The sequence below is a fragment of the Streptomyces sp. NPDC002851 genome (assembly GCF_053591935.1).
In genome coordinates, this window is record NZ_JBSFUT010000005.1 from 166,985 (window position 1) to 186,025 (window position 19,041).

Sequence of the window (19,041 nt, forward strand, 5' to 3'; positions counted from 1 at the left end):
TCCCACCCACCACTGACAATCGATCTTGGATTCCAGGCTGGTGGGTGCTCCGTCGGTCATGGTGCGGCGGCCCTCGTTCGCTGCGGCGATCGTCGCGTACAACTGGCCGTTGCCGTAGAGCTGTTCGGCGAGGGACCACAGGCCTCGCGGCAGGCCGCGTCTCCTTCACGGTGTACGTGCCCTGCCCTGCCCGGCCGGTCGTTCCACGGTTGTGGGACACGCGGATCGCGAACGCCCGGTCGGGTGTGTTTGCTGGATCGGCAACGAGGCTCGCTCCCGTGGTGGCTTTCGCTGCAGGATCGGTACGGAGCCGCGGGCACGCCGTGGTCGGGTGGGCGGTGGTTGTGGCCCGCGCAGGCCGAGTTGGGTCGGAGGTTTTCATGCCCCTGCAGCACGTCACGGATGCCGTGGACATCACGGATGTCATGGATACCGTGGATGTTACGCATCGCCTGATTCCCTCGTCGGCTGGGCGGATCCATCTGGTGGAGCAGGGGTCGGGGCCGTTGGTGCTGCTCGTGCACGGTTTCCCCGAGTGCTGGTATTCCTGGCGTTACCAGTTGCCGGTCCTGGCCGCGGCCGGTTATCGCGCGGTCGCTGTGGATGTCCGCGGCTATGGCCGTTCTTCCAGGCCGGTGGACACGGCCGCGTATCGGATGCTGGACCTGGTGGCGGACAACGCCGAGGTGGTGCATGCGCTGGGGGAAGAGTCGGCCGTGATCGTCGGCCATGACTGGGGTGCGTCGATCGCTGCGAACTCGGCCCTGCTCAAGCCGGAAGTCTTCAGCGCGGTGGGGCTGCTCAGCGTCCCCTACACGCCACGCGGCGGGCCGCGGCCCAGCGAGATCTTCGCGCAACTGGGCAGCGGGGGTGAGGAGTTCTACGTCTCGTACTTCCAGCAGCCGGGCCGTGCCGAGGCGGAGATCGAACCCGACGTGCGCGGCTGGCTGGCGGGCTTCTACGCAGCCCTGTCCGGCGACACCATGCCCGGACCGGAGGCCCCCGACCCGCACTTCGTCAGCCCGGGCGGGACGCTGCGGGACCGGTTTCCCGCCGGTCGGCTGCCCGCCTGGCTCGGCGAGGACGGTCTCGACGTCTACGCCGGGGAGTTCGAACGAACCGGCCTGACCGGGGCGCTGAACCGTTACCGGAATATGGACCGTGACTGGGAAGACCTCGCCGCTTTCGACGGCGCCCCCATCACCCAGCCGTCGGTGTTCATCGGCGGCCGCCTGGACGCCTCCACCACGTGGCTGGCCGACGCGATCCACGCATACCCCGCCACGCTGCCAGGACTGGTCTCCTCCCACCTCCTCGACGACTGCGGCCACTGGGTCCAGCAGGAACGTGCCGCCGAGGTCAACGAGATCCTCACCAGCTGGCTGGCCACCCTGCCCGCCTGACCCACTCACGCAGGTCCGCCTGGGCGCTGCCTTAACACGACAACGTGCTCCTACAGCGCGTGCACACCATTGCTACGGCTACGGCTACGGCTACGGCTACGGCTACGGCTACGGCTGCGCTGTGCCGCCGAAACCGTTGCCGAAGTGCTGGCGCGTTCTCATGAACCGGCCCACCACCGGGCGGCTGCCCAGGCCAGGACGTAGCCCGCGCTGTTGAGGGCGCAGTGGAGTGCTACCGGCGGGATCAGACTGCCGGAGCGGCGACGGAGCTCGCAGAAAACGACGCCCCCGATGCCGCTGACGACGACCGCCGCCGCAACGGACAGCACCACCCCACTCCCGCCGCTGCCGAAGGTCGCCCCGATGGCGGCATTGGAGCGGGACAGGCCCAGGGACGGCTGGATGTGCCAGAGACCGAAAAGCACAGAGGAGACAGCGGTGGCCCAGGTCGGGCCCCACCTTCGGGTGAGCATGGCCCACAGCACGCCGCGGAACGCGACTTCCTCCAGCAGCACGGTGCCTAAAGGCACCCTGACCAGAGCCCGGTACGCCACCTCCCCCGCAGACAGATGCGCCACACGGTCATCCAGAAAGGCGTCACGGGTGACGGGAATGGCGAGCCCGATGCCGTAGACGAGGAGCACGCCACCGACCAGGACCAGCGCCCAGACAAGCCCGCGGCGGACCGTCTCGCGAGCGAGACCAAGACCGGCGCGGGTGACCCCGTCCCAGCGGGCGATCAGCAGGAGCAGCGCCGCGACGGTCACGCAGAGCGGCACGTACGCCTCGGACGGCAGCCGGTGGCTGACCGTGTTGGTGACGGCGAGGACGGCGACAACCAGGAAGATCCGCATGGCCCCACCAGGATCACTCACCGGCCCGTCCCAGGAGCGGAAAGGCTCGGCGTCTCCACGGCACCAGCCGCGCACGCTCACCCTCCCCGCAGCCTGCAGCCCGGACGGCCCGGATGGCCTGACGCTGAGGGTCAGCCGAGGCAGTCGGGCTTGAAAGCCGGATCGGCAGGGGCATTGCTCTGGCCGAGGGCGTGCAGGACCCACTGACCAACAACCGGATCGTTGGGACTCTGATCATGTTCGATCACGTCCGCCGGACACCTGTCCTGCACGGTGACGTTGGTGACGTCCTGCTTCCGCCCGTCCAGAAAGGCACTCGTGTAAGGGGTGACGACCTCGTCGTATTTGGTGGTGATGACCGTGTAATCCGGCCCCTGCACCGTGTCCCCGCCCTCGTTGAGGTCGGCGAGAAAGTCCGAACCCGCCCTCTGCTCCGTGCAGGCCTGGCACCCGAGGTAACCGGTCGGGACGGTCAGCGGATTGGTGGTGCCGTGATTGGACGGCACGATGCCGATCAGCTTGCCGACCTTGTGGGCGCCGCCGAGATTCTTGAGGTAGTAACGCGGCATCATCCCGCCCTGACTGTGCCCCACAAGATCGACCTTCCGCACCCCGGTGGCATCGCGCACCCTTTCCACGAATGCGGCCAGCTCCCTGGCCGAGTCCGCGATCGGACCGGTGGCATCGTTGCCGTAATTGAACGCAAAGACGCAGTACCCGGCGTCCGCGATCTTCGGCGAGAGCGTCGCCCAGTTCTTGAGCATGTTCTCGAACGTGCCGTGGACCAGCACTACCGGGTACGGGTGGGCCTCGCTGGTTCGGCACGACCAGTCGTTCGCCCCCGGCGGGGCGACATCAACCGTGTCCGCCCCGGCCGGGGCGACGCGACCGACGACCGCGCAGGCGGCTGCGGCCAGGGCGGCGGTAACAGAGCGCACGCGCATGAGCGACCTCGGTTCACTGAACGTTTCAGGGGACACTCGTTCGACAATGCCGAACGATGGCCGAAATCATTCGGTCCGCCCGGTCAGCTGTCAACCCTTCTGCGCTGTGGGCTGTGCCCGAAACGGTCGCCGCATCGGCCCGCCGACGGAGAAGAACGAGGCCGACCGGATCGAGTGGACGTGCGGGAGGCGGCGGTTATGGCACACAGCGTGGATGAGCTCACCGGGGGAATGCGCAATGCGCAATGCGGAATCCCACGGCGTCGACCTGGAAGGTGGGATCACTGGGGCGCCGCGCGGATGCCCTGCAGCTCCAGTGCTCTCGAACCAGCCACCGCCGCGTAGCACCCTGTAGGCGCCGTAGATCTCGGCGTCGGCGGTGTCGCCTGGGGGGTAGCCGCCACGCTCTACCCGTTATCGGGACCCTTGAGGTCGCCCGGTTGCCCCCGGGCTAGCGTGGGGGCATGACCAAGTACCCGCCGCCGTCTCCGCAGGTCCCGGAAGGGTTGACACGCTGGGCTGGGTATTTCCTCAGAGTGCACGGCCATCGGGTGCCCTGCCTTGAGATTGAGCAATACCGGGATGATTGGCGGGGGTGCGGGGTTCCTCGCGAAGTGATCGACCGGGCCGCGGCGTATCAACAGGTTTGGGGCGGGATCGCTCTGCCGCCGTCTCTCCTCTACTGTGGGGGCCCGAAAAGCCTCGATGCGAATGTGCCTGAACTCACCGATGAGAGCTGGTGGTTCGAGGCGGGAGGCACACGAGTTGCGCTGCCCTACGAATTCGTGATCGGCCCGGGAGGCGAGTTCGGGATTTACAACGCACGTGGAGTCATCCTGCACGCGAGCATCGAGGGCTGGGTGGAAGCCCAGGCGCTGACCCACTACGCCACCTGCTACGCAAAGCGCATCACGCAGGTTCAGGGAGATGAGGTCGACGCCCTGGACCTGGACCGGTTCGAACCCCTCCCACAGGTCCGGGGCATCGCAGATACCTGGTGGCGGGGAACGGACTCGCTCATCGCCGTATACCGCGGTGATGCCGAATGCTTCGAGGAACCGACAGGCGGAATCGCATACATCTACGAGGGCTTCAGCGAGGCGAGCCTCGACTCCTGGGCTCCGCGCGGCGGCTGAGTGAAGCCTCCTCATCCGCGAGCCCGGAGCGTGATGACGGCTGGACGACAGGGCTCGTAACGAGAAAGGGCGGCCCCTGGTCGTTGCGTTGGTGATCTCACTCGCCAACACGTCGACAAAGGAGCCCTGTTGGTCCCGTATCGCGTCATGCTTCACGTCCCGCACGAGGTCGTCGAGCACATCTCGTGGCTCAACTGCGCCCGAGGTGAGCGCAATTCCCGTTGGCGTCGACTGGGCCGCGCTCCAACCGCAGCACGGCCCATTCATCGCCTGGGTCGACATGAGTGCCCGCCGCGGATCTTGTTGCACTTCCCCCTGCACCAGGACCGGCGAGGGGTCAGCCAAGCCACTTCCGATGAAATGGTGAATGCCAGCGACCGTGCGTTACGGCCGGCGGCCCGCTGTCTGAAGGAAACGGATCACTGCATCCACGTAGTCCTGCGGGTGGGTCACGTGAGGGATGTGCCCGGCCCCTTCGAAGGTGTGCACCCGTGCCTGCGGCAAGGCGTCGGCGATCCGGGTGGTGATGGTGGCGAACCACGGCGGGCTTGTGGTGCCCGTGGTCACCAGTGCGGGCTCGGTGAACCGCGACAGGGCCGTGAGGTCCAGCATCGCCCAGCTGGGATCCTTCTGTTCGTCGAGGAAGGTGGGTGCATTACGCAGAAACGTCTCACGCGTCTGCTCCGGGAGTTGCTCCCAGGTGCCGGGTCCGAGGGCGACCTCTTCCACGAACAGGCGGGCACCGGCCCGCGTCTCGCCCGCGCGCAGATGCGCGAGGACAGAGCCGATCTTCTGGTCGGTGGCGTCCATGAGTGGCCGGAAACCGGGCTCTCCGGTGACGATGCCCATCAGCGGCGGCTCGTGGACGATCACGCCCCGGAAGAGTTCAGGGCGTCGGGTGGCCAGCCCCAGAACGATCGACGCACCGAAGGAGTTTCCCGCGACATGCGCCGGCGCGAATCCCAGCTCGTCCATCAGCGCGCCCAGGTCGTCCTCGTCCTCGGTACGAGAGCCCTGCCCCGGCGGGCGCTCGCTCTGGCTGTGGCCGCGCCGGTCGTAGACGAGCACCCGGTACTGCTGGACCAGGTCAGGCAGGACCGGTTCCCAGTCGTGGTGGTCGTCCCACGAGCCGTGCACCAGCACCAGCGGATCGCCGACGCCGGCCGTCTCGTAGAAGAGGCCGACGCCGTTGACACGAACACCTGCCATACCAGCCCTCCTCGCTTGACCGCACCACCACGTGCGGGGCCACTTGCCATTTAGCCAGCCCATGACCCGGTGGGCATCCCGGCCACAGAAGGGACGGGACAGGCGGCGTAAGGGGTCAGAGGGCTGGGTTCTTGCGGGCGAGGGGCATGCAGTGGGCGAGCTGGAGGAAGGCGTCGTGCATGTCGTCTCGTGCTTCCCAGCGCGTCCGTAAGTGGCGGGGACCGTGGAGCCAGGCGATGGCAGACTCGGCGCCCCACCGCACCCGGCCCAGGCCCGAACCTTGCGGCTGTCCGCGCCGGCCGATCTTCGCCACGATGCCGTGCTCCCGCAGGCGGCGGCGGTGCAGGTCGTGGTCGTAGCCGCGGTCGGCATACAACGTGCGGGCCTGCGCCGGGGCCTGCCCCGCTTGCCCCGCACCGGCGGCACGCCGTCGACCAGCGGCAGGAGCTGGGTGACGGCGTTGCGGTGTCCGCCGGTGCGACACGCGCAGCGGTGTGCCGTGCGCGTGTCGATCAGCACGTGGTGCTTCGAACCCGGCCGCCCGCGGTCAACCGGACTCGGGCCGACTCTTGGGCTGCTGGGCGCTGGTAGTGACTGGCGCAGGCTCGGTCTGGTGCCATCGCGCCAGTCGTCGGCGGGTCACGCCGTCGTGTCTGCCGGGTGGCCGGAATCGGCGACGGGTCCCTGGTCGGGTCGCAGTGAATAGAGCACGTCGTACACCTCGCGGCGGACCTCGACCGCTTCGTACGCGGCAGGGATGGTGCGGGCGAGCTCGGTCTCGCGGAACGCGTCGAGCGCCTCCCGGCTCTCGAAGAAGTAGATGCCGCACACGTCGCCGGTTTCGCTGTCGCGGCCGTAGACCTTCTGTAGCAGACCGGGTACGTCATGGAAGCGGGGCCGCCGTTCCAGCAGGCGCCGCTCAAGCTCCTGCGCATCGAGTCCGGATGTGATCCGGACGAAGAGGATGGCGGGCATGAAGCCACCTCCGTCCCTGAGACGCCTCTGAGCCCAGTCTATTTGGATGCCTGATGCCTCTGAGCCGGGTTCGGTGGTCAAGCTGTAGATCGTGAATTCGCTGGTGGGGGCCGGTGCGAGTACGGGTGCGGCCACCGTTGATCATCGTGAGTTGTGTGAACAAACGACGAGGCGGTGGCCGCGGGTCACAGCATGGATCCCGCACGCTGGCGGGAGGCGTTCGAGGGCTTGATGGCACGGATAGCGGGGCGGTTTGCCCGTGTTGAGCCCCGGCGCCGGGCCGGGCGGTTGGTATGCGGGCTTCTGTCGGACGTGCCGCGCAAGAACTGCTGGACGATCGCCGGGTGGGCTGGGGAGGCGAACCCGCACGGCATGCAGCACTTGCTGTGCCGCGCCTCCTGGGACGCCGACGCGGTGCATGACGATGTCCGCGACTACGTCCCTGATGGACCGAGCTGTGACCGAGATGGGCCCCACGAGATCACCGACGCGGACCCCCGCACCCGGCACGTCGCCGCCACGTACGAGTGCCACACCCGGCGTCCCTTTTAAGGTGGAATATCACCTACCGTCTCGCGATGCAGGCCGTGGTGTTGGTGACGACCGGCTCCAAGGTCGTGCCGGGCCCGGCCGGGCCAGTGTCGAGGCGTACGCCTGGAGGAAGAGCGATGAGTGCCATCGATGACGTGCTTGAGAAGAACGCTGCGTTCGCGGCGGCGTACGAGGACCTCGATCCTCCGCGGCTGCCAAGAAAGCGCCTGGCCGTCATCGCCTGCATGGATTCTCGGCTCGACATCTACCAAATGCTCGGCCTGGAAGAGGGGGACGCGCACGTCATCCGGAACGCCGGAGGGGTGGTTACGGAGGACACGATCCGGTCGCTCGTCATCTCCCAGCGCATCGGGGGAACACGAGAGATCATGCTCATGCACAACACCGAGTGCGGGATGCTCACGTTCAAGGATGACGAGTTGAAACGGCAGGTGGAGAGCGAGACAGGGACTGAGGTGCCGTTCGAGTTCCAGGCCTTCAGCGACCTGGAGGAGCAGGTTCGTCGCTCCGTGGCCCGCATCCGGGAAAGCCTGCTGCTCGTCCACAAGGACGCCATCCGCGGCTTCGTCTACGAAGTCCGCACCGGCAGGTTGCGCGAGGTCCGGTGACAGCTTCGACGCTCGGGACTGGCGTCCGGGCGAGTAGCAGCTGCAACCGTCCAGCCGCCTCACTACCCCAGTCGCAGTTCGCTATCACTGCTGGTCCAAGCCGTGTTCCTGTGAGTGTACTTGGCTGATGGTTCATCAGGACTAGGGAGCTCGTGGCCTTGAATGCGGCGGCGGTCGTGGCAGCGTCTGGCGATGGCTTGGTGGTGCTGCGCCAGCGGGACCAGCTCAGCGCGTGGCGCCGAAGGCGTGTCAGCGAGGGACAGCCAACTGCCAGGAGTCGCCGGATTTCTGCCACGGTGAGCGGTGCAAGAGCGCCGGAACCAGGCCTTTCGCACCGTTGCCGCAGGAGTGACGCTCCCAGGCGTCGTCGGGTGCCTGGGCGATGGCGAAGTCGATGCGGCCCAGGGCGTGGACGTGCTGGGACTCCGGCACGGCCAGGACGTAGCCGACGCCGCCTCCTCCAGCATGCGGCGCAGCCGCCATTCCTGGCCGTAGGCGGAGTCGGCGGTCACCCAGGCGAGGGGCAGCGGTGAGGCCAGGGCCCGCATCACCATGGCCTTGGCCAGGTCGCCTTGGTGGCGAATTGCCGCTCTGGGCGGCCCGCTGGTGACGTTACCCAGTCTCGATCCGGGCACCGGTGAAGGCGTGCAGAGGGGAAAGGTGCAGGACAGACGGCGGGCGCATTCCGGCAGGTCCACGCCCTGGTCGCGCAGCTCGTGGGCCTGCCTGCGATGCCGCACCCTGCTCACGCCAGGGTGAGTCGGCGCGGTGAGGTGCCGATGGCCTCACCGCGCCGTGCCGGGCGGTCGGTGCGGAGCACAGCTCGCCGGTCTCGCCACGCGGTACGCCCGGCTGCACCGCCGTCCCCGTGGTGCCGTCCGGCCTCGCCTGCGGCACCGTCGCACCGGCCGCGGACGTCGCGTACGGCCCGGCCCTTGTCGCCGTACCGTCAGCTGTTGTCGGTCCCGACCCGGCTCAGACGCGGGCTGGTTCGGGGCTCGTTGGCCACGGCTGCGGGTGGTGGTCGCGTGCTGCGCGCAGGTAGCTCTGCAGCCGTGCCAGGTCCTCGGGTACGGCCCGGTCGGTGAATGCGGTGGACAGCTCGGGCCCGAGGGCAATGGGGTTGTCGAGGCTCTCGTACATGCGGAGGGTGCGGCGGCGGGCCTCTTCGGTGACGGACTCGCGGTCGTACGCCGGGTCTTCGCCGTCGGCCACGTTGACCGCCGCTTCGGCGGCTGCCGTGTCGATGGTCATCGTCTGGATCGGCGCGCGCTCCGGAATGAACCAGTCGAAGCGCCCGTCGGCCACGGGGTTGCCCAGGATGCCGTCGACGAGATGCCGGGCGATCACCGGTGAGCAGGAGAAACCCCCGCGGTAGGCGCCCGTGGCGAAGACCAGGCCGTCGATGCTGCACCCGCCGATGAGCGGGTAGCCGTCCAACGCGATGGCGCGCACCCCGTACAACCACGTGCGGATGGATGAGGCCGCGAGGCCGCGGTCGAGCTGCTGGCACACCCGGTGCAGGAACCTGTGGCTGGAGCCGAGATCGGGCCCGATGGTCGGGCGGCAGGTGACCAGGTTGGTGCTGCCGACATACTGCTGGTTCGGCATGGCCAGCGGGACCAGGTGCACGCTGCAGAACCCGGCGCCGTTGGGGGCGCGGAGGACCTGGCGGGTGATTACCGACTCTGCTCGCTCGGTCACCAGGGCCAGCCCGCTGCTGTGCATGAGCGGCGGGGTCGCACCGGGTGGCAGGAGGTCCTGGACCAGTGCGCCGCTGGCGCTGCCGGGCCGCAGGATCTGATCGGCATCCACTTCATGAACCCGCCTTATCTGATCCGCACGGTCGAACTGATCCGCGGTCGGCGGACCGGGGACGCGGCCATGGCGGCGGCCACCTCGCTGCTGTCCTCGCTCGGGCAGACTCCGATCGCGGTGGCGACGGCCCAGGCTTTGTCATCAACCGGATCCTGCAGCGGATGATCAACGAAGCGGCCCGGATCGTCGAGGAGGGACTGGCCGATCCCGTCTCCGTGGACTCGGCGTTCGAGCGCTGTCTGGGGCACGCGACCGGCCCGCTGGCCACCGCTGATCTGATCGGTCTCGACAATGTCGTTGACTCGCTGCGCGTGCTCTACGAGCGGACCGGCGACACCGGCTACCGGCCGTGTCGGCTGCTCGTCGAGAAGGTCGCGGCAGGAAGCTGCGGCCGCAAGTCGGGCCAGGGAATCTTCGTCTACGAGGGGACACGCCCATGACCGCTTCTCCCTGCCGGGCGGATGCCTCCGGCCCCGTCCGCGACCGGCTCCTGGCACTGGTACAGGAGCGCACCCGGACCGCCGTGAGCGCCGACACGGATCTGTTCGCGTCCGGTCTGGTCTCCTCGCTGTACGCCGTGGAACTCTTGACCGCGGTCGAGCGGTCGTTCGGCATTACGTCACGGGACCGGACCTGACCCTGGACAACTTCCGGACGGTCCATGCCATGACCGAGCTCGTGCTGCGGTTGAGCCGCGATGCCGGCTGAGGGCATGGACCGCGCGGCGGCCGCGGCCACCGCTCTGATCGGGGACCAGGCTGATGCCTGGGAACGTGACGGGCGGCTGCCGCCCGAGGTGCTCAGCGGGCTCGGGGCCCCGGGGGGGGGGCTCTGCGCCCAACTGCCGGTCAAGTACGGCGGAATCGGCTTGACCAGCGCGGACAACAGCGAGTTGACCGCCCGCGTCGGTGAACTGAGTTCGTCCGTACGCAGTCTGATGACCTCTCAGGGCATGGCGGCGTGGACCGTGGAGCGGCTCGGATCCGAGCAGCAGCAGGCCGGCCTGCTGCGCGAGCTCTGCTCCGGGGCCATCGCCGGTATCGCGTTCAGCGAACCGCAGGCCGGAAGCGACTTGTCGGCCATGCGCACCACTCTCCGCGCCGTAGGCGGGAGCGTGGTCGTCGACGGGGAGAAGGTCTGGGTCACGGCGGGGTCCTACGCCGACCACATCGTGGTGTTCGGCCGCGGCACGGACGGCACCGGCGTCGTAGTGGTGCCGACCGACGCGCGGGGCGTGACCATCGAGCCGGTGTCCGACCCCATGGGCTGCAGGGCGGCGGGCCACGCCCATGTGCGCATGGCGGCAGTACGCCTGCCCGTGGATCTCCTCCTCGCCGATACGAGCCTGCCCTCCGCGTGGCTGACGGGCCCGCCCTGACCTACGGCCGCCTGTCGGTCGCCTGGGGCAGTCTGGGTATCCTCCGTGCCGCACTGCGCACGGCCTGCGCCCATGCCAGGACCCGCGAACAGTTCGGCAGGCCCCTGTCCGAGCACCAGCTCATCGCTCGTCACCTGGCGGAACTGCATCTGGCGCACGAGACTGTGGCCCGCAGCTGCGAGCATGCCAGCCGCTCCTTTGACGAGGGCTCCCCGGACGCGGCCATCGCGGCGGTGGCAGCCAAACAGCACGCGGCCCGCAGCGCGGCACGGGGGCCCGCCTCCGCCCTGCAGGTGCTGGGTGCGGCGGGGGCCCGGGAGAGCGGGCCGGTGGCACGGGCGTACCGGGACGCCAAGCTCATGGAGATCATCGAGGGCAGCAACGAGATCGGTCATCTGCTGCTGTCCGAGCACGCCTTGGCGCGGTGGTCATGACCATCGGCGTCGGCGCACTCCACTGTGTCCTGCCCGCACTCCGCGTACCGGTGGACGAACTGCCGGAATTCGCCGGTCTCGACCGGGAGGAGCGCGAGTTCGTCCGTGGCAGCGGCATCAGCGCGGTCGGCGTACTGCCGGACACGACCGCGGGCGACCTGGCCGCCAGGGCCTGCCGGGAGCTGCTTGCCGTGCAGGGCACCGGTGTCGCCCGCCCGGACACCGTGCTGCTTGTCGCACCCCGGGCGCCGGATGTGCTGCTCGGTTCCGGTTCCTGCCGTGTGCAGGCGGAGGCCGGGCTTGCCGGGGGCGTTCTCCTTCACGCTCGACGGACTCGGGTGCGCGGGATCCAGCGCCGCCTGGGCACTGGCCAGGGACGCGCTGCTGGCTGATCCGTCCCGGCGGATCGTACTGATCGCCCACGGCAGCCGGCCGACCGGACCGCGGCGGGTACGGCACCCCGTCACGGTCATCGGTGACGGCGCGTATGCCATGACGCTGGTGCGGGAGGGCCGTCCGGTGCTGCGCGCGCACCGCATGGCGACCGACGGCTCGTTCCACGACCTGTTCCGCATCGATTACAAGACGGTGCCGTGCTACGAGTGGCGCGAAGAGTGCACGTCGGCCGACGTCTACCGGTTCGAGCTCGCCCTGCACAGCCGTATGCGCCTCGCCGCCCTCGTGGACGAGGTCCTGGCCGAAGCGGGCGCGGCGAAGGCGGACATCGCGGCGACCCTGACGCAGAACACCACCGTGGGGGCGCACCGGTTCTACGAGTCGCTCCTGGGCCTGCCGATCCACCCGGTGTGCGGCGAACACCTCGCTGCCTACGGACACATCGGAGCGATGGACGTGGTGCTCAACCTCGACCGGCTGCTCACCCTGGGCGAGCTGTCCCGCGGCGACCTCGTGCTGGTGCTCAACAGCAGCCCCGTGGCCGCGTGGGCGGTCACGCTGTGGGAGATCTGAGATGGACCGGACTCCGGACGAAGGCGGTGCGAACGACGGTGGACATGTGCGTGGGCCGCGGCGGCCCGTACCCGGCAACACCGGTGAAATGCCTGGTGTGGGACCTGGACGAGACGCTGCGGCAGGGCACCTTGCTGGAGGGCGACGACGTTGTCGTGACGGACGAGGTCCGGCGGGTCGTCCTGGCACTCGACGCCCGGGGCGTGCTGCAGTCCGTGGTGAGCCGGAACGACCACGACCTGGCCTGGGACCGCCTGGTGCGGGAAGGCATCGCCGAGTACATCGTGCTCCCGCAGATCGGCTGGGGGCCCAAGTCCGCCGCGGTCCGCCGGATCGCCGAACGGCTCGGCTTCGCCGTGGACACGGTCGCCTTGATCGACGACCAGCCCGCCGAGCGGGCCGAAGTGCAGCTCCGCCTTCCCCAAGTCCGCTGCTACGCCGCCCAGGACGCCGTCCGCCTCACCGGTCTTGCGGAGTTCCGCGCTGCCCGCACCCCGGATGCCCGGCGTCGACGAGCCTCGTACCAGGCCAACTTCCGTCGGCAGCAGGCACGCGAGGCATTCGCCGGCCCGGACGAGGACTTCATCCGTTCTCTCGGGGTGACCATGCGGATCGACCGGGCCGCCGAGGCGGACCTGGACCGCTTGGAGGAACTCACCCGGCGCACCAGCCAGATGAACGCCACGGGCGTGCCGTACAGCGATGCGGAGCTGCGCGTGCTCCTGCAGGACCCCGAACACGAGGTCTTGGCCATCTCGATGGAGGATCGCTTCGGGCAGCATGGCGCCGTCGGGATTGTGCTTCTGGAGCGGCGCCGGTCGGTGTGGCGTCTGAAGCTGTTGGCCACCTCGTGCCGGGGCGTCTCGTTCGGCGCGGGTGCGGTGGCCCTGCGCTGGCTCATCGACCAGGCGGCGCGCGGTGCCGTACATCTGGCCGCGGACTTCCGGCCCACCGAACGCAACCGCACGATGGAAGTCGCCTATCGCTTCGCCGGATTCGGCGCGCAGCCGTGCGCCTGCCTGGACCAGCTGGGCCGCAGCGTCGACCGGCTGGGAACCGAGCTCCTGCACGTGGTGCCCGAGCGCGGCTCGCCGCCCGACACCATGCGCCTGATCGCGCCCGACCTGTACGACCCGCCCGAGCGCGCGCCGGACGCGTCCAGCCTGATGCTGTACGGATGGTTCGCCCGCTCGGTCGCGCGTTTCCCGGACGAACCGGCCGTGGAATGCGGAAGTACGCGGCTGACGTATCGCGAGCTGCGCTCCCGAGTGCTCGAGGCCGCGCGGCGCATCGTGCGCGCCCACAGGGGCACACCCGCCACGGTCGCCCTGCTGGCCGATCGGGGCATCGCCGGCCTGACCGGTTACCTCGCCGCACAACGGCTCGGCGCCACGCTCGTGCCGCTCAGCCCGGGTTTCCCCGTCCAACGCAACCGTCTCATCTGCGAGATGGCCGAGCCGGACGTTCTGGTCGTCACCGCCCCGGGCGGTGCGCGGTACCCGGGCGCGCTGGACGAGGTCTGCGCCACCGCCCTCACCCTGGACGAAACGGCCGAACCCCCCGAGGCAGCCGGCCCGCACCCGCCCAAGGATGCCCTTCCGCCCAACTCCGCCACGCCGGATGACGTCACCTACATCCTGTTCACATCGGGCTCCACCGGTCGCCCCAAGGGCGTGCCGATCCGCCACCGCCACCTGGCCACCTATCTCGCGCACAGCATCGCCCGCTACGAACTGGGGCCGGGCTGCCGCATGTCGCACACCTTTGACCTCACGTTCGACCCCTCGGTCTTCGACCTGTTCGCCGCCCTGGGCTCAGGGGCCACTGTGGTCGTGGCCGGCCGCGACGATCTGCTGACCCCGGTCGAGTACCTGAGGGAAAAGCGGATCACCCACTGGTTCTCGGTCCCCTCCGTGATCTCGGTCGCCGAGCAGCTGAGCCATCTCCCCGCCGGTCGCGTGAGCACCTTGCGCCACAGCGTCTTCATCGGGGAACAACTCACCTACGACCAGGCGCACGCTTGGCGCCGCGCCGCTCCCGGAGCGACCATCGAGAACGTCTACGGTCCGACGGAGCTCACCGTCGCCTGCACGTCGTACACCCTGCCCCCACGGCCCGACCAGTGGCCGGCCACGAGCAACTGCACCGTCCCGATCGGCCCGGTCCACGCGCATCTGGACCACCTGATCCTGGACGAACACGGCCGTCCGGCGGCAGAGGGCGAGCTCTGCGTGCGGGGACCGCAGCGGTTCGACGGCTATCTCGATCCTGCGGACAACCACGGACGTTTCCTGCGCCACGAGGGGAACGGCGGCGCCGTGTACGGGGGAACGGAGGGATTGACCTCCGCGCACTACTACCGCACAGGTGACCTGGTGCGCCGCGAGGCCGGGATCCTCGTACACCACGGGCGTCTGGACCACCAGGTGAAGATTCATGGCTAACGCATCGAACTGGGCGACATCGAGGCCGCCTTGCGGAGCATGCCGGAGATCCACGAGACCGTGGTCCTGGCTCTCGGCCACGATCACGGCACCGACCTCGTCGGCTGCTACACGGGCACGCCTGTGCCGCCCAACACGCTCGTGCGCCGACTGCGCGCACGGCTTCCCGAGCACATGGTGCCGCGCCGTTTCCATCCGACGGACTGACTCCTTCCCACTCAACCCGAACGGGAAGGTGGACCGACCCGCCCTCACCGCCCCTTTGCGGCGTTCGGGCCCCACGGGCACCGCGTAGTGGATGTGGACGGTCTCCGGGTCCAGGTCCTCTGCGAGCGTGTGTAAGGACCTGGGCCCTCAGAGCGCGTAAAGCGCGTAACAGGATCTTGTCGAAGTGTCCTGGTCGGGCGTGACTCATGGTCCTGTACGAGCTCTCAGGCACACCCTCCGCCCGATTCATGCGCGACGAAGGACATCACCGAAGGCCTCGCAGGCGAGGGATGAAGGTCCAGGCCTCTCGCGTGGTCCGGCACCCGGTTGCCGGTGCCAGGCAGCCAGGCCCGGCCCGATGTGTCCGCACCTCGGCATTCTGCGGGCTTCTCGCGGTACTTACCCTGGTCGGCAACACCGGTCTCGCGTGTGACACGAGAAATCATTTCGGACCGAACGGAACCTGATGGCAAGAGATGAGGACGGCAGATCGAGCGCGGATACCCCCAGCGTCTACCAGCAGGCCATGGCACCGAACGGTTTGTCGCCGCGTGCGGCAGTGGCGATGTCGCTGGTGATCGCGGTGCTGCTCGGGGCGTTGTCGGGGCTTGTGATGTTTCCTGCGGCCCTGCATCTGCGCTCGCTCCAGGACGGCGAGCGTGCTCAAGCAACGTTGCACAAGAGTGGCTCGTGCATGGCCGGGCACTGTCAGGTCACGTTCGAGGCGGACGGTCGGACCATCGTGGCAGATCTGCCGGTGGGCAGCGGTGGCGGTAAGAACGGGGTCGGGACCGAATGGACGGTGCGGTATCAGGCGGACGATCCGCTGACGGTCGCCCGTGAAGAGGACGTCGGGGGCGGCGGCGCCTTGGTATTGGCGGTCCTGTCAGGAGCGTTCACGCTGCTCTTCCTGGTGGCAGCGGTCTGGATGGCGCTCTACTCGGCGAGACAGCGGCGTGCGGCCATCGGCCCACGCTGCCCGGATGGGGGAGCTGAGGTCGGCTCGTAATCCTGGGATGAGGATTCGACGCGGAGACTGGGGCCCTGAAAATTCGGAACGCCCTGGCGATCCATGCAGCGGGGAGAACCCGCGTGGACTGCGTACCAGGCCGAGCGCCGACGGCGTGGGGAGACCGACGAGGACCCCTTCGAGGCGTACGACCCGTTCCGTCAAGGCCGCAACTGACCCGTGAGACCGAAGCGTTCAGGAAACCGAACGCCCTAGCGGTGATTCCTGCTCGGACACTCCTTGGACGCCCCTCGGACACGCGCACCGGACCAAAAATGCCCAATCCCGCTCTCTTTGTCCCCGTACATTCCGGCTATGACACAGGATCAGCAGCAGTACGAGTCTCCGAACGGTAGGCCGGGGGACTGCGAGGCCCGGTGCGCTCGGCTCAGGCGGCGGCTGGGGATGGTGGCCACGGTCGTATTGGTCGCCGGCGCCGTGGTCCCCGGCGTCACGGTGATCGCCTCGGCCCACGACGGCTCCCACGCCGACCGCGTGGCCGCGCGAGGCATCGGCCCCGACAAGGCCGCCATCTCCGGTGAGCGGGTCTACGGCATCCAGCAGCGCCACCATGTGCTCGGCCCGGTCGACTACTCCGGTGGCCCGACCCCGCCCGTGGGCGGCCCACACCATCCGACCTGGCAGAACGCCAACGGTGACGTCTACGACAGGCCGCTGCGCAACGAACACGCGGTGCACTCCCTGGAGCACGGCGTCGTGTGGGTGACATACTCCGAGAACGCACCGCGGAGTGTGGTGGACGCGTTCAGGAAGAAGGTCGAGGGCGTGCCCTATCGGATGATGAGTCCGGTGCCTGGCCAGGACGCGCCGGTCAAGCTGACGGCCTGGGGCCACCAGCTGGCCGTCACCTCCGCCGACGACCCGCGGGTGGACAAATTCTTCGATGCGTACGTACAGGGGCCGCAGGCACCCGAGCCGGAAGGGCCCGTCACCGGCGGCAGGGCGACCCCATGAGCTAGGCCGTTTCTCTCAAGCGGAGAAACGAAGTTGAGCGGACGATCAATGCCCTGAAGAACGTCCGGGCCGTGCCCACGAGGTTCGACAAGCGCGCCTACCTCTTTCACGGCACTCTCACCTTTCACGGCACTGCCACCGTCGCCGCCATCCGGCTCTGGCTCAGACCGTGATCTGCCCGGACAGACCGGTGGCCTGTCCGGGCGGTGGCACGGGAGCGTCAGTCGAAGGGCGGCCCCGAATTGGCGATCTCGTGCTTGAGGACCTGGCCGTCCTTGATCTCTACGGAAACGCTGGGCGTCGGCGCGATCGCACGCCAGGCGTCCAACGCCTCCTGCGAATCCCAGTACTCGAACATGTTCACGCGGTCCGGCTCGGCCGGATCGGGGGAGATCGACAGGTCGAGGCAGCCGGGCTGTCGGCGCGACTGCGCGACGACGTCGCGGTGGCCCGCAACGAACCTGTCCCGGTCAGCCGGATCCACGTACAACTTCCCCGCGATGATCAGTGCCAATGTGCTCGCCTCTCTCTCGGTGCCCCGGTCACCGTCGCCGCGACGGGGCCCGTTGGACATTGCCTGCACTGACCAGTCCTGGGCGCAAAACTCATCGGCCAGGCCACCGACACCGGACATGATCCGCCGGACAACCCCCTTGTGGGGTGAGTCGGTTGCTACTGGGCCGGGACCCTCGGAGGTTGCGATTTTCGTGGTGCCTGCGGCAGCGTTGGTGGCTTCGGCTTTGGTGGTGCCAGTGCTGCCTGTGGTGGCTTCGGTGGCTGCGGCGCCGCTCGGCTCTGTAGTGGCATGGCCAGGGCGGGTTCGCGGCAGCAGCCGTACGGCCAATATGGCCAGGGCGGCGACGAGCAGGCCGCCGATGCCGCTGATGATGTTCAGACCGTGGGTGAAGGCGGCGCGGGCGGGGTCGAGCAAGAGGTCATGCAGCCAGATGGGGAGGCTGTCCACCGTGGCCATGGCGCCGGGCAGGCTTTCGCGAGCGGACTCCGACAAGCGCGTGTGGTTCGCCACCACGGCCGACCCGCGGTACGGCCGTGTTCTGCGGCGCCATCTCGAAGACGTTCACGGGGCGGAGGTGACCGGTGTCAGCCACGCGCTCGCGGACCGCCGCCGCCTGCGCGCTGACCTGGAGGAGCAGGCCGCCCGGGGGGGGCGGACGTGCTGGCCGTCGAATTGAAGGCGGCGGCCGTGGATGTGGTCATGCGGTGCGCGGCCGAGCGGGGTATCGAGACGGTGTAGGTCGACAACCGGCCCGTCGCGCCCGATGGGACGGCGGTCGATGCCCCTTTCCTCGCCCTGGCCGAGACCGCCCTCGCCCGGCGCCGGGCGTGACGGAGCATCGGGTACGAGGCGCTGTCATCGGGTAGGGGAGGCGCTGTTGTTGCTCGACGACAGGACACGCACGCGTGGTGGACGGCCCTGCCAGGCGGGCGAGGGCGTCCGTTCCGCTGGTCGGCGACCTCGTCGCCCGCGGCCGGTACCCGCACCAGCGGCTCCTCAAGCAGTGGTCCGCCGAGGACGAGGCGCGGTGGCGGTGCAGTCGATGCGGCAGACCGACGTACTCGAACTCGCGGACCGGCCCGTCGACGCCCTCAGCGGTGGCCAGCGACGGCGCGTCTGTCTCGCCATGGTCCTGGCGTAACAGACCCCGATCCTCCTGCTCGACGAGCCGACCACGTTCCTCGACATTGCCCACCAGGTCGAGGTTCCTCGTCATCGCCCATCAGGTTGAGGTGCTCGACCTGTGGCGCCGAGCTGCACGCCCGCGAGGGACACCCCGTGGTGGCGGCCCTGCACGACCTCAACCAGGCGTGCCGGTAGGCCACTCACCTCATCGTGATGCGGCCCGGCGGCGTCGTCCCCGCCCAGGCAGGGCGACCCGGCCACCGTCACGACCGCCGGGCTCGTCGAGGACGTGTTCGGCCTGCCCTGCCGGATCATCGACGACCCGGAGTCCGGCACCCCGCTGATGGTGCCTGTCGCGACCGGGGGGTACGAGAGTGGGGTCCAGGGGGTACGAGGCGGTGTCGGGCGCAAGTGGCAGGCTCCGCAGGTGAGTTGGGGTCGTCACACGCGGACGCGGTGGGGTACGTGAGGCTTCCAGGGATGG

At 69.0% G+C, this 19,041-nt stretch carries 22 protein-coding genes and 4 pseudogenes; 17 read left to right on the forward strand and 9 right to left on the reverse strand.

All coding sequences use genetic code 11. The features are described from left to right. Positions 1-425 precede the first annotated feature (425 nt). Positions 426-1,403, forward strand: a complete 978-nt coding sequence (locus ACWD10_RS07695) for an alpha/beta fold hydrolase (RefSeq protein WP_451088351.1) — start codon at positions 426-428, stop codon at positions 1,401-1,403. A 158-nt stretch (positions 1,404-1,561) separates the two neighbouring features. Here the strand turns inward: ACWD10_RS07695 and ACWD10_RS07700 are convergent, their stop codons facing one another. From ACWD10_RS07700 to ACWD10_RS07710, 3 genes and pseudogenes are all read right to left on the reverse strand, one after another. Further along, the gene (locus ACWD10_RS07700; RefSeq protein ID WP_451088093.1) at positions 1,562-2,257 is read right to left on the reverse strand and encodes a CPBP family intramembrane glutamic endopeptidase; all 696 of its coding nucleotides are present in this window, start codon (positions 2,255-2,257) and stop codon (positions 1,562-1,564) included. Positions 2,258-2,388: 131 nt separating this feature from the next. After that, positions 2,389-3,201, reverse strand: coding sequence for an esterase/lipase family protein (locus ACWD10_RS07705; RefSeq protein ID WP_451088095.1), 813 nt, complete (start codon positions 3,199-3,201; stop codon positions 2,389-2,391). A gap of 220 nt (positions 3,202-3,421) precedes the next feature. Beyond that, positions 3,422-3,585: pseudogene (locus tag ACWD10_RS07710) on the reverse strand (SUMF1/EgtB/PvdO family nonheme iron enzyme); the annotation flags it as partial. An 80-nt stretch (positions 3,586-3,665) separates the two neighbouring features. On the opposite strand from ACWD10_RS07710, the gene ACWD10_RS07715 reads away from it, so the two are divergent. Next, positions 3,666-4,337 carry a hypothetical protein gene (locus ACWD10_RS07715; protein WP_451088097.1) on the forward strand — a complete coding sequence of 224 codons (672 nt, stop codon included), beginning with the start codon at positions 3,666-3,668 and terminating at the stop codon, positions 4,335-4,337. A gap of 384 nt (positions 4,338-4,721) precedes the next feature. Here the strand turns inward: ACWD10_RS07715 and ACWD10_RS07720 are convergent, their stop codons facing one another. From ACWD10_RS07720 to ACWD10_RS07730, 3 genes are all read right to left on the reverse strand, one after another. Continuing rightward, entirely contained in the window at positions 4,722-5,546 is an 825-nt protein-coding gene (locus ACWD10_RS07720; RefSeq protein ID WP_451088099.1) for an alpha/beta fold hydrolase, read from the reverse strand. A 115-nt stretch (positions 5,547-5,661) separates the two neighbouring features. Next, positions 5,662-6,030 carry a transposase gene (locus ACWD10_RS07725; protein WP_451088101.1) on the reverse strand — a complete coding sequence of 123 codons (369 nt, stop codon included), beginning with the start codon at positions 6,028-6,030 and terminating at the stop codon, positions 5,662-5,664. Between the two features lie 155 nt (positions 6,031-6,185). Continuing rightward, positions 6,186-6,521: a YdhR family protein gene (locus ACWD10_RS07730; RefSeq protein ID WP_451088103.1), complete on the reverse strand. Its 336-nt coding sequence runs from the start codon at positions 6,519-6,521 to the stop codon at positions 6,186-6,188. A gap of 231 nt (positions 6,522-6,752) precedes the next feature. On the opposite strand from ACWD10_RS07730, the pseudogene ACWD10_RS07735 reads away from it, so the two are divergent. Together ACWD10_RS07735 and ACWD10_RS07740 are read left to right on the forward strand one after the other, a co-directional pair. Further along, positions 6,753-6,962, forward strand: a pseudogene (locus ACWD10_RS07735) (IS701 family transposase); the annotation flags it as partial. Between the two features lie 137 nt (positions 6,963-7,099). Next, entirely contained in the window at positions 7,100-7,681 is a 582-nt protein-coding gene (locus ACWD10_RS07740; protein ID WP_451088105.1) for a beta-class carbonic anhydrase, read from the forward strand. Between the two features lie 324 nt (positions 7,682-8,005). Here the strand turns inward: ACWD10_RS07740 and ACWD10_RS07745 are convergent. Both ACWD10_RS07745 and ACWD10_RS07750 read right to left on the reverse strand, forming a co-directional pair. Next, positions 8,006-8,273: pseudogene (locus tag ACWD10_RS07745) on the reverse strand (transposase); the annotation flags it as partial. Between the two features lie 383 nt (positions 8,274-8,656). Continuing rightward, positions 8,657-9,496, reverse strand: coding sequence for an FAD-dependent oxidoreductase (locus ACWD10_RS07750; RefSeq protein WP_451088107.1), 840 nt, complete (start codon positions 9,494-9,496; stop codon positions 8,657-8,659). Positions 9,497-9,499: 3 nt separating this feature from the next. On the opposite strand from ACWD10_RS07750, the gene ACWD10_RS07755 reads away from it, so the two are divergent. From ACWD10_RS07755 to ACWD10_RS07805, 11 genes are all read left to right on the forward strand, one after another. Next, positions 9,500-9,664, forward strand: a complete 165-nt coding sequence (locus ACWD10_RS07755; RefSeq protein WP_451088109.1) for a 3-hydroxyacyl-CoA dehydrogenase NAD-binding domain-containing protein — start codon at positions 9,500-9,502, stop codon at positions 9,662-9,664. After that, positions 9,661-9,939: a 3-hydroxyacyl-CoA dehydrogenase family protein gene (locus ACWD10_RS07760; protein ID WP_451088111.1), complete on the forward strand. Its 279-nt coding sequence runs from the start codon at positions 9,661-9,663 to the stop codon at positions 9,937-9,939. Before ACWD10_RS07755 ends, ACWD10_RS07760 begins: the two co-directional genes overlap by 4 nt. After that, positions 9,936-10,136: a phosphopantetheine-binding protein gene (locus tag ACWD10_RS07765; RefSeq protein WP_451088113.1), complete on the forward strand. Its 201-nt coding sequence runs from the start codon at positions 9,936-9,938 to the stop codon at positions 10,134-10,136. Before ACWD10_RS07760 ends, ACWD10_RS07765 begins: the two co-directional genes overlap by 4 nt. A 60-nt stretch (positions 10,137-10,196) precedes the next feature. Further along, entirely contained in the window at positions 10,197-10,877 is a 681-nt protein-coding gene (locus ACWD10_RS07770) for an acyl-CoA dehydrogenase family protein (RefSeq protein WP_451088115.1), read from the forward strand. Next, positions 10,856-11,311, forward strand: a complete 456-nt coding sequence (locus tag ACWD10_RS07775) for an acyl-CoA dehydrogenase family protein (RefSeq protein WP_451088117.1) — start codon at positions 10,856-10,858, stop codon at positions 11,309-11,311. Before ACWD10_RS07770 ends, ACWD10_RS07775 begins: the two co-directional genes overlap by 22 nt. Continuing rightward, on the forward strand, positions 11,308-11,703 hold the full coding sequence (locus tag ACWD10_RS07780) for a hypothetical protein (protein WP_451088119.1): 396 nt from the start codon (positions 11,308-11,310) through the stop codon (positions 11,701-11,703). The genes ACWD10_RS07775 and ACWD10_RS07780 overlap by 4 nt, the downstream gene beginning before the upstream one ends. Beyond that, positions 11,612-12,280, forward strand: coding sequence for a 3-oxoacyl-[acyl-carrier-protein] synthase III C-terminal domain-containing protein (locus ACWD10_RS07785; protein ID WP_451088121.1), 669 nt, complete (start codon positions 11,612-11,614; stop codon positions 12,278-12,280). Before ACWD10_RS07780 ends, ACWD10_RS07785 begins: the two co-directional genes overlap by 92 nt. Before the next feature lie 26 nt (positions 12,281-12,306). Further along, entirely contained in the window at positions 12,307-14,724 is a 2,418-nt protein-coding gene (locus ACWD10_RS07790) for an HAD-IIIC family phosphatase (RefSeq protein ID WP_451088123.1), read from the forward strand. Positions 14,725-14,763: 39 nt separating this feature from the next. After that, a complete protein-coding gene (locus ACWD10_RS07795) occupies positions 14,764-14,931 on the forward strand; it encodes a hypothetical protein (RefSeq protein ID WP_451088125.1) in 168 nt (55 codons plus the stop codon). 526 nt (positions 14,932-15,457) lie between these two features. Further along, on the forward strand, positions 15,458-15,940 hold the full coding sequence (locus tag ACWD10_RS07800) for a hypothetical protein (RefSeq protein ID WP_451088127.1): 483 nt from the start codon (positions 15,458-15,460) through the stop codon (positions 15,938-15,940). A 315-nt stretch (positions 15,941-16,255) separates the two neighbouring features. Next, positions 16,256-16,915, forward strand: a complete 660-nt coding sequence (locus ACWD10_RS07805; RefSeq protein ID WP_451088129.1) for a DUF3105 domain-containing protein — start codon at positions 16,256-16,258, stop codon at positions 16,913-16,915. Between the two features lie 220 nt (positions 16,916-17,135). Here ACWD10_RS07805 and ACWD10_RS07810 read toward each other — a convergent pair whose 3' ends face one another. Next, positions 17,136-17,888 (reverse strand): antibiotic biosynthesis monooxygenase, encoded by a 753-nt coding sequence (locus ACWD10_RS07810; RefSeq protein WP_451088131.1) that lies wholly within the window; start codon positions 17,886-17,888, stop codon positions 17,136-17,138. Between ACWD10_RS07810 and ACWD10_RS07815 the strand changes: the two genes are divergently transcribed. Both ACWD10_RS07815 and ACWD10_RS07820 read left to right on the forward strand, forming a co-directional pair. Further along, positions 17,881-18,108 (forward strand): hypothetical protein, encoded by a 228-nt coding sequence (locus ACWD10_RS07815; RefSeq protein WP_451088133.1) that lies wholly within the window; start codon positions 17,881-17,883, stop codon positions 18,106-18,108. The genes ACWD10_RS07810 and ACWD10_RS07815 overlap by 8 nt on opposite strands. 274 nt (positions 18,109-18,382) lie before the next feature. Then, positions 18,383-19,026, forward strand: a pseudogene (locus ACWD10_RS07820) (ABC transporter ATP-binding protein); the annotation flags it as partial. Positions 19,027-19,041: the final 15 nt, after the last annotated feature.

What these genes read in the sequence shown, in the direction of transcription:
- ACWD10_RS07780 (WP_451088119.1), top strand. Translation starts at nt 11,308, where the DNA reads ATGACCATCGGCGTCGGCGCACTCCACTGTGTCCTGCCCGCACTCCGC.
- ACWD10_RS07805 (WP_451088129.1), top strand. Translation starts at nt 16,256, where the DNA reads ATGACACAGGATCAGCAGCAGTACGAGTCTCCGAACGGTAGGCCGGGG.
- ACWD10_RS07715 (WP_451088097.1), top strand. Translation starts at nt 3,666, where the DNA reads ATGACCAAGTACCCGCCGCCGTCTCCGCAGGTCCCGGAAGGGTTGACA.
- ACWD10_RS07755 (WP_451088109.1), top strand. Translation starts at nt 9,500, where the DNA reads ATGAACCCGCCTTATCTGATCCGCACGGTCGAACTGATCCGCGGTCGG.
- ACWD10_RS07705 (WP_451088095.1), bottom strand. Translation starts at nt 3,201, where the DNA reads ATGCGCGTGCGCTCTGTTACCGCCGCCCTGGCCGCAGCCGCCTGCGCG.
- ACWD10_RS07760 (WP_451088111.1), top strand. Translation starts at nt 9,661, where the DNA reads ATGATCAACGAAGCGGCCCGGATCGTCGAGGAGGGACTGGCCGATCCC.
- ACWD10_RS07720 (WP_451088099.1), bottom strand. Translation starts at nt 5,546, where the DNA reads ATGGCAGGTGTTCGTGTCAACGGCGTCGGCCTCTTCTACGAGACGGCC.
- ACWD10_RS07730 (WP_451088103.1), bottom strand. Translation starts at nt 6,521, where the DNA reads ATGCCCGCCATCCTCTTCGTCCGGATCACATCCGGACTCGATGCGCAG.
- ACWD10_RS07770 (WP_451088115.1), top strand. Translation starts at nt 10,197, where the DNA reads ATGCCGGCTGAGGGCATGGACCGCGCGGCGGCCGCGGCCACCGCTCTG.
- ACWD10_RS07810 (WP_451088131.1), bottom strand. Translation starts at nt 17,888, where the DNA reads ATGGCCACGGTGGACAGCCTCCCCATCTGGCTGCATGACCTCTTGCTC.
- ACWD10_RS07800 (WP_451088127.1), top strand. Translation starts at nt 15,458, where the DNA reads ATGGCACCGAACGGTTTGTCGCCGCGTGCGGCAGTGGCGATGTCGCTG.
- ACWD10_RS07700 (WP_451088093.1), bottom strand. Translation starts at nt 2,257, where the DNA reads ATGCGGATCTTCCTGGTTGTCGCCGTCCTCGCCGTCACCAACACGGTC.
- ACWD10_RS07695 (WP_451088351.1), top strand. Translation starts at nt 426, where the DNA reads ATGGATACCGTGGATGTTACGCATCGCCTGATTCCCTCGTCGGCTGGG.
- ACWD10_RS07765 (WP_451088113.1), top strand. Translation starts at nt 9,936, where the DNA reads ATGACCGCTTCTCCCTGCCGGGCGGATGCCTCCGGCCCCGTCCGCGAC.
- ACWD10_RS07795 (WP_451088125.1), top strand. Translation starts at nt 14,764, where the DNA reads ATGCCGGAGATCCACGAGACCGTGGTCCTGGCTCTCGGCCACGATCAC.
- ACWD10_RS07740 (WP_451088105.1), top strand. Translation starts at nt 7,100, where the DNA reads ATGCAGGCCGTGGTGTTGGTGACGACCGGCTCCAAGGTCGTGCCGGGC.